Origin of the sequence: [Flexibacter] sp. ATCC 35208 (assembly GCF_001975825.1) — a bacterium.
GTDB lineage: Bacteria > Bacteroidota > Bacteroidia > Chitinophagales > Chitinophagaceae > Chitinophaga.
On sequence record NZ_MTKN01000005.1, the window covers coordinates 148,285 to 162,499 of the forward strand.

The 14,215-nt window shown below is 45.9% G+C and carries 13 protein-coding genes and 1 tRNA gene; 6 read left to right on the forward strand and 8 right to left on the reverse strand.

Going from position 1 to position 14,215, the window contains the following annotated elements:
• The first annotated feature begins 37 nt into the window (after positions 1 to 37).
• Positions 38 to 994 carry a YpdA family putative bacillithiol disulfide reductase gene (locus tag BW716_RS05635; RefSeq protein WP_083721551.1) on the forward strand — a complete coding sequence of 319 codons (957 nt, stop codon included), beginning with the start codon at positions 38 to 40 and terminating at the stop codon, positions 992 to 994.
• A 144-nt stretch (positions 995 to 1,138) separates the two neighbouring features.
• Here the strand turns inward: BW716_RS05635 and murB are convergent, their stop codons facing one another.
• The gene (gene murB / locus BW716_RS05640; protein ID WP_083721552.1) at positions 1,139 to 2,155 is read right to left on the reverse strand and encodes a UDP-N-acetylmuramate dehydrogenase; all 1,017 of its coding nucleotides are present in this window, start codon (positions 2,153 to 2,155) and stop codon (positions 1,139 to 1,141) included.
• Positions 2,156 to 2,203: 48 nt separating this feature from the next.
• Between murB and BW716_RS05645 the strand changes: the two genes are divergently transcribed.
• Positions 2,204 to 2,896 carry an NAD(P)H-binding protein gene (locus BW716_RS05645; protein WP_083721553.1) on the forward strand — a complete coding sequence of 231 codons (693 nt, stop codon included), beginning with the start codon at positions 2,204 to 2,206 and terminating at the stop codon, positions 2,894 to 2,896.
• A gap of 42 nt (positions 2,897 to 2,938) precedes the next feature.
• Here the strand turns inward: BW716_RS05645 and priA are convergent, their stop codons facing one another.
• The 3 genes from priA to BW716_RS05660 form a co-directional block, all read right to left on the reverse strand.
• Entirely contained in the window at positions 2,939 to 5,386 is a 2,448-nt protein-coding gene (gene priA / locus BW716_RS05650; RefSeq protein WP_083721554.1) for a primosomal protein N', read from the reverse strand.
• Positions 5,383 to 6,072 (reverse strand): 1-acyl-sn-glycerol-3-phosphate acyltransferase, encoded by a 690-nt coding sequence (locus BW716_RS05655; RefSeq protein WP_235643499.1) that lies wholly within the window; start codon positions 6,070 to 6,072, stop codon positions 5,383 to 5,385. The genes priA and BW716_RS05655 overlap by 4 nt, the downstream gene beginning before the upstream one ends.
• 193 nt (positions 6,073 to 6,265) lie before the next feature.
• Positions 6,266 to 6,703, reverse strand: a complete 438-nt coding sequence (locus BW716_RS05660; RefSeq protein WP_083721556.1) for a DUF4258 domain-containing protein — start codon at positions 6,701 to 6,703, stop codon at positions 6,266 to 6,268.
• A gap of 172 nt (positions 6,704 to 6,875) precedes the next feature.
• On the opposite strand from BW716_RS05660, the gene mtaB reads away from it, so the two are divergent.
• Together mtaB and BW716_RS05670 are read left to right on the forward strand one after the other, a co-directional pair.
• Positions 6,876 to 8,153: a tRNA (N(6)-L-threonylcarbamoyladenosine(37)-C(2))-methylthiotransferase MtaB gene (mtaB, locus tag BW716_RS05665; RefSeq protein ID WP_083721557.1), complete on the forward strand. Its 1,278-nt coding sequence runs from the start codon at positions 6,876 to 6,878 to the stop codon at positions 8,151 to 8,153.
• A 200-nt stretch (positions 8,154 to 8,353) separates the two neighbouring features.
• Positions 8,354 to 8,428: transfer RNA gene (locus tag BW716_RS05670), tRNA-Val, on the forward strand.
• A gap of 72 nt (positions 8,429 to 8,500) precedes the next feature.
• On the opposite strand, the gene BW716_RS05675 is transcribed toward BW716_RS05670, so the two are convergent.
• From BW716_RS05675 to BW716_RS05690, 4 genes are all read right to left on the reverse strand, one after another.
• Entirely contained in the window at positions 8,501 to 9,427 is a 927-nt protein-coding gene (locus tag BW716_RS05675) for a S1C family serine protease (protein ID WP_083721558.1), read from the reverse strand.
• A gap of 212 nt (positions 9,428 to 9,639) precedes the next feature.
• Complete coding sequence (locus tag BW716_RS05680) at positions 9,640 to 10,056, reverse strand: hypothetical protein (RefSeq protein ID WP_143708727.1); 417 nt, start codon at positions 10,054 to 10,056, stop codon at positions 9,640 to 9,642.
• 614 nt (positions 10,057 to 10,670) lie between these two features.
• Positions 10,671 to 10,811 (reverse strand): pentapeptide repeat-containing protein, encoded by a 141-nt coding sequence (locus BW716_RS38920; RefSeq protein WP_083721593.1) that lies wholly within the window; start codon positions 10,809 to 10,811, stop codon positions 10,671 to 10,673.
• A 94-nt stretch (positions 10,812 to 10,905) separates the two neighbouring features.
• Positions 10,906 to 13,059 carry a cation:proton antiporter gene (locus BW716_RS05690; protein WP_083721560.1) on the reverse strand — a complete coding sequence of 718 codons (2,154 nt, stop codon included), beginning with the start codon at positions 13,057 to 13,059 and terminating at the stop codon, positions 10,906 to 10,908.
• 130 nt (positions 13,060 to 13,189) lie between these two features.
• Here BW716_RS05690 and BW716_RS05695 point away from each other — a divergent pair, with 130 nt between their 5' ends.
• Positions 13,190 to 13,498 (forward strand): ATP-dependent Clp protease adaptor ClpS, encoded by a 309-nt coding sequence (locus tag BW716_RS05695; protein WP_083721561.1) that lies wholly within the window; start codon positions 13,190 to 13,192, stop codon positions 13,496 to 13,498.
• Complete coding sequence (gene aat, locus BW716_RS05700) at positions 13,498 to 14,136, forward strand: leucyl/phenylalanyl-tRNA--protein transferase (protein WP_083721562.1); 639 nt, start codon at positions 13,498 to 13,500, stop codon at positions 14,134 to 14,136. Before BW716_RS05695 ends, aat begins: the two co-directional genes overlap by 1 nt.
• The last annotated feature ends 79 nt before the right edge of the window (positions 14,137 to 14,215 follow it).

Below are 14,215 nucleotides of genomic sequence, written 5' to 3' on the forward strand. Positions count from 1 at the left end.
AACCTACCTCCATTGTTAATTTTGTACCTTTGCAATCATGGAAAAGTACGATATCCTGATTGTTGGTGCTGGTCCTATTGGACTGGCATGTGGACTCGCAGCAGAAAAGGCCGGATTAACCTACCTCATCGTGGAAAAAGGCTGCCTAACCAACTCGCTCTACAACTACCCGCTATACATGACTTTCTTCTCTACTTCTGAGAAGCTGGAAATCGGAGGCATTCCGTGGGTGTCTATCAGTGCAAAGCCAATACGCCCGGAGGCCCTGGAATATTACCGCAGGGTAGCTGTGTCAAATAAACTAAATGTACACTTGTTCGAACAGGTGGAAAGTATCACACCAGGTTATACGATCAAAACTACTAAGGAGACTTATTCAGCAGATAATGTCATTATCGCTACGGGTTTTTATGACATACCGAATTTGCTGCATATTCCGGGGGAAGACCTGCCGAAAGTATCCCACTATTATAAGGATCCTCATTTTTATGCTACGCAGAAGGTATTGGTAGTAGGAGCGAATAACTCCTCTGTGGATGCTGCGCTGGAAACGTATCGTAAAGGGGCGGATGTGACGATGGTGATCAGGGATGGTGAGATTGGGAAACGTGTGAAATACTGGGTAAAACCGGATATAGAGAACCGTATCACCGAAGGGTCTATCAAGGTGTATTATCATTCTAATCTGAAAGCTGTGAGGGAAAGGGAAGTTGATATTCTTACGCCGGAGGGGATGGTGACGATTCAGAATGATTATGTGTTGGCATTGACGGGGTATCAGCCGAATTTCAGTTTTCTGGAAAAAGCAGGGATACAGTTGTCGGATGATGAATGGAGACGTCCGAAATATAATCCGGATACAATGGAGACGAATGTGCCGGGAGTATATCTAGCAGGAGTAGTTTGTGGTGGAATGGATACTGGCGTGTGGTTTATTGAGAATTCGAGGGATCATGCAGATAAGATCATTTCGAATATATTACGCAAAGGATAAGGTCTCGCGAAGTGAGACCTTATCCTTTGCGAGCGGCGATGTTTGCTGCGGCTGGCGCCGTAGCAAACATCGTTGAGTAGTTAATGCCATAGCAAACATCGCCCATTAGCTTAATGCCGCAGCAATCACGCCGATTAGTTTCGGTTATATAATATTTACTTCTCTTTCCAGTAATACGCCAAACTTTTCCTCCACACTATCCAACACCTTCTGAGATAAATTATAAATCTCCCCTCCTTTCGCCCCTCCATAATTCACCAACACCAGCGCCTGCTTGGCATGCACACCTGCATCCCCTTCTCTATACCCCTTCCAACCACACTGCTCTATCAACCACCCTGCAGCCAGCTTAAACTGTCCGCCATCTACCGGATACGCCACCACATTTGGAAACGCTCCTTTAATACGCTCGTATACTGCTTCTGAAACGGTCGGGTTCTTAAAGAAACTCCCCGCATTCCCAATCTTAGCCGGATCGGGCAACTTAGAAGACCGGATATTTATCACGGCCTGACTAATCGCCTGTATACTCAGCTCCTGCACCCCCATTTCCTTCAATTCCGTCTCTATCGCCCCGTAACTGGTATTAAAATGAGGCTGCTTACTCAATCTATATGTCACAGACAGTATCGCAAACTGCCCCTTATACTTATGCTTAAACACACTTTCGCGGTACCCAAACGCACAATCTTCTTTGGAGAAAGTCACCACCGCCTGCTCTTCCAGGTGCAACGCTTCCAGCGAATAGAAGGTATCCTTGATCTCCACCCCATATGCCCCGATGTTCTGCATCGGACTCGCGCCTACATTACCAGGAATCAAAGACAGGTTCTCTAACCCCGCCCTGTTCTGCTTAATATTCTCCATTACAAACCCATGCCAGCTCTCCCCTGCCCCTGATTTCACATATACATACTGGTCATCTTCCTTCACTACCTCAATCCCCTTCATCTCATTCTTCAATATCACCCCATCAAAATCCTTTGTAAAGAGCACATTACTCCCTCCCCCCAATATCATATGGGGCAACGCTTTGAACTGAGCAGCACTCAACAGTTCCCGCAACTCATCAGCAGAAGAAAAAGCAGCAAAGTACCTTGACTGAGCAGCTATGCCAAACGTATTATAAGGCCGGAGCAAAACATTTTCAGAAATCAGCATATGGTCGTAAATTTATAAACATACATTACTGACAAAGATAACAAAAGCATGTCTCAAACAGCCGTAGTAATAGGAGGTACCGGATTGACGGGTAGTCACCTCGTCACCAGACTCCTGCACGATGATCGCTTCAGCAAGGTAAAAGTGCTGCTGCGTACGCCCAGTCTGAAACTGCGCCCAGGTCTGGAACCCATTATCGTTGACTTCAACGACGAAGAAGGGCTGGCACAGGCACTTACAGGCGATGTCATGTTTTGCTGTATCGGTACCACCATTCGTCAGGCAGGGAGCCAGGAAAAGTTCAGGGCAGTGGATCACGATATCCCTGTTCGCTGTGCTACCATTGCCCGCAGGCAAGGGATGAAGCAATTCCTGCTCATGTCCAGTATCGGTGCCTCCGCCATCTCACGTAATTTTTATTTGCGTACCAAAGGTGAGACTGAAAATGGGGTGATGGCACTCGCATTTCCCGGTTATCACATTTTCCGTCCTTCTATTTTAGTGGGACTCAGGAGAGATTTCAGGTTAGGTGAATGGTTTGGGTATATCCTTACGGGGTTATTTTATTTCTTCCTTTTGGGAAGATGGAAGAAGTACCGGCCTATCAAAGCCAGCAATGTAGCACTCGCAATGGTTTATGCAGCGGTCAATAAGCCGGATGGCGCGCATATTTATGAGTCAGATAAAATCAGGGAAATGGCGGAAAGGGAGAAAGAAAGAACCTATAGAGCGAATCGATAACACACTCCTGGAATGGTTGAATAGGCAATCACTCAAAAGAGCTTATACATAATCCACATCAGGCACAATAAACACACTCCTGAATTGTTTCTCCGCCAGTAACTTTATAAAATGCTCTCTGAGCAACTGCTTTGTTTGCGCAATTATTTTCGTATCCCGGGGCAGCTTGATCATCATCTCCTGCAAATAATAATTCCTCACCCTGCCTACCAAAGGTGCCGCCGGGCCTACCAGATGTGGGCCTATATGTGGTCTGAGCCAGTTCGCCAATACAAGCGCCGCCTGCTCCACCACCTTCTGATCTTTATGTTTCAATGTCAGCTTCAGCAAACGGAAAAACGGCGGATACCCAAAGTTCTGCCGCTCTGCAATCTCCGATGCATACATCGCCTTATAATCATGTGCCGTTACAAAATGTAAAATAGGATGCTGCGTCCGGTAAGCCTGTATCAACACTTTCCCTTTTCCATGCTTACGTCCTGCACGCCCACTCACCTGCTCCATGAGCTGAAACGCCCTTTCATTCACCCTGAAATCAGGGAAATTCAACAGGTTATCCGCACTCAGTATCCCCACCAGCGTCACATTATCAAAATCCAATCCCTTCACCACCATCTGTGTACCCACGAGAATATCAATCTCCTGGTTTTCAAGCAACTGGATCATCTTATTATGACTATCCTTATTCCTCACTGCATCCATATCCATACGGGCAATGCGTGCTTTCGGAAACAATTCCTGCAAATCAGTTTCTATCTTCTCCGTTCCAAAACTCTTTGGTATCAGCGATTGACTACCACAGGCAGCACAGGTATGTACATAAGGATAACGGGTGCCACAATAGTGACAATGTAACAGATCCTGATGTTTGTGATACGTAAGCGACACATCACAATTCTTACATGTCGGAATCCAGCCACAGGTGGTACACATCAGGAAAGGCGCATACCCTCTCCTGTTCTGGAACAGGATCACCTGTTTGCCTTGTGCGATGGTTGCAAAAACCGCCTGAATCAGTTGTGGTGAGAAATTTTCCTGCATCTGCTTCTCCGCCTGCACTTTCTTCACATCCACAATCTCAATCTCCGGCATTTCCAATCCACCAAAACGTTCATTCAGTTCTACTAATCCATACTTGCCCTGCGTAGCATTAAAGTAAGATTCCAGTGAAGGCGTGGCTGAACCTAACAATACTTTAGCCTTAAAGAGACCGGCATAATAAATAGCCGCATCCCGGGCATGATAGCGTGGCGCCGGATCCTGTTGTTTATAGGAAGGGTCATGCTCTTCATCCAGTATGATTAATCCCAGCTCGCGGAAAGGCAACAACAGGCTGGAACGTGCGCCCAGCAAGATGCGCAGCTCACCGCTCTTCACCTTATGCCATATTTCTACCCGCTCGTTGTTACTAAAACGGGAGTGATAAATACCAATCTTATTACCAAAATGCTTTTGCAAACGGCGTACAATCTGCGTAGTCAATGCAATCTCCGGCAAAAGGTACAGCACCTGATTGCCGCTGGCAATATATTCTTCAATCAGCTTGATGTACAACTGGGTCTTACCGCTGGAAGTGACGCCATGCAATAAGGTGACCGGTTTCTGGTCAAAGCTGTTTCTTACTTCCTGCAGGGCTTTATCCTGGGCAGGACTGAGCGTAAAGTCAATCTGCACATCTACCTTGCCACCACCGGGTACGCGGTCTACCACTCTTTTTTCAATCCACACGATCTCCTTATCGACAAGACCTTTCAGCTGTGCAGCGGAGGCGCCTGATTTTTTGAGCAGTTCACTTTGCAATACACTCCCCTGTGTTTTTATCAGGTGCAGGTAAGCCAGCAACAATTCCATTTGCTTGGGTGCTTTGCCCAAAGTATTGAAAAGGTTGGACAGTTCTTCCTCTGCTTCGTAGCGGGCATGGAGTTGTACGTAGTTTTCCTTCTTCTCTTTATATACTTCTTTCAGCTCTTCGTATACCAGCAGTACTTTCTTTTCGATCAGTTTTTTGATCACAGAATATACTTCTGACTTGTCGAGAATGAGCTGTACTTCTTCAATACGGAGTTCTTTGCGGATGTGCAGTGCTTCTGCAATCATGTACTCATCATCATCCAGGGCGGTGAAATCATCGCCATAGTCATCGTTGAACAACAATACTGTTTCGCTGGAAAGTTTGAGGTGTGCAGGCAGGGCGGCATTGAGCACTTCTCCTTCACTACACATATAGTAAGCCGCCAGCCATTCCCAAAAGGTAAGCTGGGTAGGATACACTACCGGATCTTTGTCCAGTACGTCCAGCAGCGGTTTTGTTTTATAATCAGGTGGTGCGAGTTCGTGAATAGCCTTTACAATACCGGCATACTTCTTTTGCCGGCCTAACTGTACAGCAATGCGGCTGCCCACTTGTACGCTATCCAGCATATGATCGGGCACAGCATAAGTGTAGTTCTTAGGCAGTGCTAATGGAAGTATGACGTCTGCAAATTTCATCGGTAATTTAATAATTCTTTTTCCATGATATCAAACACCTGTTGTTTCAGCACTGGCAAATCGTCCATGGTCATCCCTGCTACTTTTACAGGAGGCAGGTAAACGATGCGGCAACGGCCAGGGTTCAGTCGCTGTAATTTAGAACGAGGCATACGATCCTTACAATCCAGGTACAATATGGGTTGCAGGGGTGTTTGTGTCTCGATTGCTATTCGGAAAGCCCCGTTGTGAAATTGAGTGAGGGGCTTATCAGTATCGTTGGTGGTACCTTCCGGGAAGATGAGGATGGATACTCCTTCCCTGATGGTAGCAATGAGTTCGCGCACGCTTCTGGAGCGGGCTTGGGCATCAGAACGGTCTACAGGAACAACAGCATGTTTGTAAATAAAACCGAAGAGCGGAATTTTCTGCATTTCGATTTTGCCCAGGGGGCGAAAAGGGAGGCGCATGACACCTACAGCCAGTGCGGCATCGAGGTAGGTGCTATGATTTACAACATAAATAAATGGCGTTTTATCAGTACGATCGTATTTATAAATTCTTTTAACGATGATGCCCACAGCAGGGAACCAGGTGCGTGACCAGAACCACAGGAAATAATAAATAATATTACCACCTCTGATTCTACCTGAAAAGCTGGCAAGGAAGATAAATGGAAGTATGAGCAACATTATACCGATAAACATAATGGAGGCATATATAGTATACATCCATTGAATTGGTCTTAGCAAAAGCTTCATGATAAATGCCTGTCTGTTTTTAGTCACATGCAAGCCTGAAAATTACATTAATTGTGTAAAGATGGCGAATTTTTATTTTATGATAATTCCTGCGGATGGCCGGTGGAATGCCTCCGTAAAATATACAACCAAATGATAATCAATGGCAATCACATTGCCATTCTTTATCCAGGTCTATACAGGTCACTACTTTGGTTTCGCCGCTGCAGGGAGCGAATACGATCCGAAGGTGTTGACCATCGTCGGAATATCCTTCCAGTGCGTAGGTAGGACAAGGTAAATCGCGTGGATTTGACTTTTCAGTATTGATTTGCCCTGTTTCCAGGATCTCCGCCACTTCCCTTTCGGTGATCTGCCTGCAATCCATGCGGCAAAGGGCGTGTTTGGTGTAAGTAAGGCGTGCGTGCCTGTCAAGATTCGATGGGTCATTGACCGGGTTGGGTAATGATCGCTCCGCGGTGCCATTATCCTTTACCTGCGGGCGGTGCAATGGACCTCTCCACCATTGTTGCTGCCATGCCAAAACAAGTAGCAGCGCCAACAACAACACTGGAATGTATTTACCATTTGATCTCATAGTGTCTCACAGATTGCTGAAAGATTGCATCTTGGAGAGGCAAGCTATACATTTTTAACAAAATATCCTTAAAAATTCCCCCTTTTCAACTCTCATAAAAAGGAATTACCTTTGCGGGTTCGGTAGCAGGCCATTCCGGCTCATACCCTTAGTGGACAAAGTAATTGAAACGATGACAACAGCGAAAACAGTAGCTTTCCATACACTCGGCTGTAAGCTGAACTTCTCCGAAACTTCCTCTTTGAGCAGGTTGCTGGAGCAGGATGGCTTTGTGCAAACAGATTTTGAAGGGCAGGCAGATGTGTATGTGATTAATACCTGCTCTGTGACAGACAATGCCGACAAGGAATGCCGTTACCTGGTGCGCCGCATCCAGCGCCGGGCCCCGGAAAGCAGGGTGGTGATCACCGGGTGTTATGCCCAGCTCAAGCCAAAAGAAATTGCTGAGATCGAAGGGGTTGACCTCGTACTCGGTGCTGCTGAAAAGTTCAACCTGGTGGAACACCTGAAGAACCTGACCAAGGGAGACAGTGCAAAAATATGCAGCTGTGATATTGAGCAGGTGAATACTTTCCATGCATCTTATTCTATGAACGACCGTACCCGTACTTTCCTGAAGGTTCAGGATGGTTGCGATTATACCTGTACATTCTGTACCATTCCCATGGCAAGGGGCAAGAGTCGTAGTGATTCAATTACCAACGTGATGGAACAGGTGCAGCAGATTGCTGAGAGCGATGTGCGCGAAATTGTACTGACCGGGATCAACCTGGGAGATTTCGGGAAAGGGTTGCAGGGTGGTAAGAAAAGAGAAGAGACATTTTATGAACTGATACAGGAACTGGATAAGGTAGAAGGTATAGATCGTTATCGTATTTCATCTATCGAACCGAACCTCCTGAGTAATGAGATCATTGAGTTCGTAGCGAACAGTCAGCGGTTTATGCCGCACTTCCATATCCCTTTACAGAGTGGTAGTAATGAGGTACTGGGAGCCATGCGTCGTCGTTATCGCAGGGAACTGTATGCGGAAAAGGTAGGACTGATCAAACAGTTTATGCCGCATTGTAGTATAGGGGTTGACGTGATAGTAGGTTTTCCGGGAGAAACGGATGCACATTTCCAGGAAACGTATGACTTTTTACATGCGCTGGATGTGAGCTATTTACACGTATTTACTTACTCGGAGAGAGCGAATACGGCAGCGCTGGAAATCCAGCCAGTAGTGCCTGTGCACGTGCGGAACGAGCGGAATAAGGTACTGCGTAACCTGAGTCATAAGAAGGCGCAATACTTTGCGGAACAGTATGTGGGTGAGACAAGAAAAGTGTTGTTTGAAAAATTCCACAAAGAGGGTATGATGGAAGGGTATACAGACAATTATATCAAGGTAACAACGCCGGTAAGACAAGAATGGGCGAATAATATTATCGACTGGAAACTCAGATAGACAAAGGGGTTCAGAGGAATGAAGAAAATATTTTTGAAAGATTTCTAAAAAAAATTTGGCGAAATAAAACAATTTTCTACCTTTGCAATCCTCTCAGACGAGAGGGCAACAAACGAAAAAGGGAGTTTAGCTCAGCTGGTNNCGAATCCGTCAACTCCCACATTTTTTGATACGTTCTTCTTAATGGTAATTTAAGTAATGGGAGTTTAGCTCAGCTGGTTCAGAGCATCTGCCTTACAAGCAGAGGGTCGATGGTTCGAATCCGTCAACTCCCACAAAAAGCCTTAGCGATTGCTAAGGCTTTTTTGTTTTAGGGAATGAGGAACTTCTTTGCTGCCGCAGGCCAATTAATCGCCCTTTTCTACCGGCGTCACCCTCACCTCCTTCATCTCACTCCCTCTTATCACTTTCAAAAACTGCCACTGCCCGATCTTCTCCTCCGTCATCATTTTAAAAAACTGGTCCGCCGTCTCCACCATCATATCTGCAAATCCCACAATGATATCCCCACTCAATACACCTGCTTTTGCCGCCGGACTATTTCTCTCTACCTGCGTTACAAACAATCCCTGTCGGTTCTTCACTTCATGAATGGCTCTCAACCTCGGCACCAGATCTACCTGCTGCATCGCCACACCGATATACGCACGCTTCACCTTTCCAAAACGGATTAACTGATTTGCGATCGATTTAGCCGTGTTTATACTAATGGCGAAGCACAATCCCTGTGCACCATTTATAATCGCTGTATTGACCCCAATTACGGCCCCATCGCCATTTATGAGCGGACCTCCTGAATTACCAGGATTCAATGCGGCATCTGTTTGTATCAATGCATCCATCATCATTCCATCAGCACCTCTCAATGATCGGCCTAATGCACTGATCACACCTGTCGTTACCGTATGCTGAAAGCCTAATGGATTGCCGATGGCAATGGCGAGTTGTCCCACCTTTAATTCGTCAGAATCTCCAAAGGGTACTGTCGTCATCACCCCTGCTTCTATCTTCAATACAGCTAAATCTGTTGCTGCATCCTGCCCTGCAAGATACGCGGGGTAAGTCCTCCCGTCCTGCAACATTACCCTCAGATGGTTGGCGCCTTTTACGACATGACTGTTCGTAAACAGGTATCCATCTGAGGAAAAAATAAACCCGGAACCAGATCCTCCCACGACATCACCGCGTGGGCTGCGTTCCAGGCGTTCTATTTTAACCACCGCCGGACTTACTCTTTCTACGGCGGAAATAATTACCTGGGAATATGTGTCCATGTCAGGAGGACATCAAATATCTTACCCTGAAGAAATAGGGGACAAGGTGACAGGGAGATGAGGGGCTGGGCTGACAATAAGGCTAGCGGGGGTAAATAATGGCTTTAAAACAGGTACAAAGGGTTTGATATCTTTTCAGTTCTGTACTACTATATTTCAACCAGGGTTTTTGAATAGGTATAACAGGGTTTCCATCATCCTCCCCTTCGGTACTACCATATTTTCCACCATGGCTTTTTACTCCCCACAGCTGCTTTTTCCTCTTCCTGCTCCAGCCATATCGCTTTTCCAGTTTCGAGGTATCTATCATCATAAATCTCGCCATCATCCCCTTGTACTTTCCCCTGCAATACATTCGCCATCCGAATCATCTTATGGATCGTCACCTCATTCGGATTCTTTGTTCCAATACATCCCATTCCATAATCAAACCAAACATGATCGTTCGTGTCTTCATACACCTCTGTAAGCCAGCGACAAAATCCCGCAGCTAAATTGTCATCTTCCGGCTGTAGTTCCAATTCCTCATCCAATTCAATATAAGCCAGCCATTCCTCCATTGAGATATTGCTATCCTCCTCCCAGTCAGCATAATTTTTCTTCCTTATAATGTTCAGGTAGTATCCCATATAACTTCGGTATAGATTCGTCACTAATAGGTCACCAAAAGGGCACTTCAATATCCCAGGGATAATGAAGTGCCCTTTTGGTGACCTTAAGATAACGAAGTTATGACTAAGTTGTACTGAATCTTTGCCGAAGAAATACTGAACTTTCCCCCCCAATTGTACCATACCTTTTTCCCACTCAACCACTCATTATCGCTTCGCCAAAAAGTTTTATCGCTTCGTCAACGACTTTTTTCGCACAGCCTCCCCCTATCCACTAATATTGCCCAAAACAATTGTATGGCAATAGTCAAAGACAACATCCTCCTTCAGCTCGTCAACGGCAGCCTGGGGGACATTATCACCATCTACGTCCGGAACGGACAAATCATCATGGCAAAGAAAAGAGGGGCATCTACCCTACCTCCTACCTCCAAACAATTATTAGCGCGCCTGAGAATGAAAATTGCCGCAGCACTGGCATTAGAAATGATCAAAGACCCGGATGTAAAAGCAGCCTTCGCTGCCAAAGCCGGCCCGGGACAAAATGCGTTTAATATGGCGGTAAGAGAGGCGTACAAAATGCCCATCGTGCAGGAAACGGAGCTGCCTCCTGCTAAAAAAAATATCCCGCCTCAAAAGAAAAGAGACGGGATAAAAAATCTATTGATTCCTGAACATCTGCTGCATCCGGAAAAATTGCTTTCCGGGAAATCATTTCCTGAAAAAATACTTCCTGGGAAATTGCTGCCTGAGAAAATACTTCCTGAGAAAATATTTTCTGAGAAATTGCGCCCTTAGAACTTGTTTCTTCCTGAGAAATTGCGTCATTAGAACTTATTTTCCCCTGGGAAATTGCACCCTTAGAACTTACTTCTTCCTGAAAATCTTTTTCATGAACCTACCCAGTTTCGAGAGATTGGCTAGCTGTTCCTGGATAGGCCGTAGCGTCAGATCTTCTGGTTGGATACCTGCTTCGATATACTCAATTTCTGTCTGTTCAGGATAGATCAGAATGACATTGTTATGCGTAAAATACTTGCTGATACGGGAAGGCAACCCTTCCAGCGAAGGCCTGTAAGACAACGTACCTTTGCGGGCAGAAACGATAATGATCAGATCATTCTTCGTGGTATCATACGCCAGCGCCGGCAGATCTACCAGGTCATGCCAGAGTTTAAAACCAATATCAACCGTCTGCTTCAGATTTTGGATCAGGTCTTCCAGGAACCGCTGCGTGGCGCCTTCACAATACACCATCAGCTTACCACCTACCTGCTTACTAAGCAAAAATAGTTTTTGCATGTAATGAGAAAAACCTATTTCCAGTTCAGCATTACGTGGCAATACCAGCATAATACGGCGTGTTGTATTTAGCGGAAAAGAAAAATCGCATACATACAGATTCTCCCATACACTCTGCAACACATTGTCCAGGGTGGTACCGAAAATAGAGCCAAAGAGTCTGTCTGTAGTACTCGTTTTGTCCGTCCAGCCGATGATCACATCTGTAATACCCAGCTCTTTAGAAGCGCGGGCAATACCATCAGATACGTTCAGATCGATGCGCGTCACCACCTGCACTTTGCTTTCAGTAGCGGCAGCGTGTGCGATCACCGCTTCCATCATTCTGTTTGTCTGGGTCATACGGGCTTTTGCCTCTTCATCGTCCTGCACCACTGCCAGTGGGTATACCGGTGTCTTGGCATTGGGATCTTTGATCATCACGGCAAAGTCCAGCATTGCCTCCATCTTTCCTGGATTCGCAATAGGAATGAGCATGCGCTCTGTCACTTCTTCAGCTTCCGGTTGTTTATCCGATTCTATGATGGCCAGTTTACGCCCGGCGCTTTCCGTCACGAAACTACCCACCAGGCAGGTGATCAGAATAAGGATAACTGTACCATTGAGTACATTTTCATTGATAATCCCCATATTGAAACCGATGAGGATGATGGCGATCGTGGCCGCAGCATGTGCACTACTCAAACCAAAAATCACATTCCGCTGTGGTACGCTATATTTAAATACAAGCTGTGTAAAGATCGCCGCCAGGTACTTACTTACCAACGCCATTACTGTGAGTACACCTGCAATCAGCAAGGCTTCCGGCCCTCTGAGCAATACCCGCAGATCTACTAACATCCCCACACTGATCAGGAAAAAAGGTATGAACAATGCGTTCCCGGTAAACTCAATCCTGTTCATCAATGGTGAAGTATGCGGGATGAGCTGGTTCAATGCCAGTCCGGCGAGGAAGGCGCCAATAATACCTTCTACCCCGGCCATCTCAGCCAGGAAGGCAGCCAGGAATACCATGCCCAGTACAAAGATGAAATGGGAAGTCTTGTCGTCTTTGATTTTCTTAAAGAACCACCTGCCTATCATGGGGAAGATCCACAGCACCAGCCCTGCAAATACGGTAAGGCTCACACTGAGTCTGATCCAGAAGTGCTGATTCAGGTTACCTGCAGCAGCCCCGGTAATGATGGCCAGGATCACGAGTACGGCGGTATCCGTAATGATCGTACCTCCAACCGCGACCGTCACCGCTTCATTTCTGGTAATGCCCAACCGGCTTGCCAGCGGGTAGGCCACCAGCGTATGTGTAGAGAACATACTGGAAACCAGCAGTGTAGCCATAAAGTTGAAATGCAGCAGGTAGTGACAGATCACAAACCCTAAAATCAGCGGGATAAAAAACGTAAATGCCCCAAATACAAGGCTCCTATGCTGGTTTTTACGAAACTCCGTCATATCGAGTTCCAGGCCAGCAAGGAACATAATGTATAGTAGTCCGGCCTTGCCGAACAGGTCTATACTTCCCTTCTCAATGATTTTAAATCCGTGATCACCAATGAACATCCCCGCAATGATCAATCCTACGATGCTTGGGATCCTGAACTTACGCAGGATAATTGGCGCCAGGAGGATAATGAACAGTACCAGGGCAAAAATTGGTACCGGATCTTTGAGTGGTAAACTGATATCAATCAATAATTTAGTGCCATTCAATCCTATCATAGTTCCAGTTTTCAATGTTCACAATAATAATGATAATCAGTGAGATTGTCACCCCGGATAAAATGGTGGGAGTTTAATTTAAAATCACGATTGTAAGCTGTATTTTTGTGCAAATTATACATTTTCGGATATGAGCCAGCGTCAGCAAACAGGCACACACACCAAAGAGTGGGAAGATGTGTTGGTAGCAGAGGATGAACAATTTCCATACAGCCTCATCGTGTGGAACGATGAAGTAAATACATTTGACTGGGTCATTCAGTCCCTGATGGAAGTATGCGGCCATTCGCAGGAACAGGCTGAGCAATGTGCTTTGATCATTCATCATAATGGCAAGTATGCTGTGAAGCAGGGTGAATTTACCGACCTGCGTCCTATGTGCGAAGCGTTGTTGGATAGAGGAATCAGTGCAACTTTAGAAGAAGCTGTTGAAAGATAATGCCTGTCTTTTATCTCACAGATGAGCTAATTTTCCCTCCTGTTAATTTAGCAGATGAAGACGGTCTCCTTGCTTATGGAGGGGATCTATCTGCCGAACGATTATTATTAGCTTACCAGGAAGGGATTTTCCCCTGGTATAATGAACCACCTATCTTATGGTGGAGTCCGGATCCCCGTTTTGTATTATTTCCTGAAGAGTTGAAGCTCAGCGCCAGTATGAAACAGGTGCTGAAGAAGGGTGTGTTTGAGATCACCTTTAATGAAGATTTTGAAGGGGTGATAGCGGGGTGTAAACAATCGCTGCGTAAGGGGCAGGATGGTACGTGGATTACTACAGAGGTGGAGGAAGCGTATGTAACATTGCATAAGATGGGGTATGCGCATTCGGTGGAGTGCTGGCAGGATGGAGAGTTGGTGGGTGGATTTTATGGGGTGATGATAGGGGCGTGTTTTTTTGGGGAGTCGATGTTTGCGAAAGTGAGTAATGCATCGAAGGCAGCGTTTATAACGTTTGTGCAGAAGGCGAAGGGGATGGGGTTGAGTATCATAGATTGTCAGGTGTATACGGAGCATTTGGCGTCGTTGGGGGCAAGGTTTATTGGGCGGGATGAGTTTTTGGAGATTATACAATCCTGATTGAATATAACACTAACGACTGTTTGAAATTTAATCCCAATAAATACATTCATGAAAGCGGAAATTCACAAACGGAACA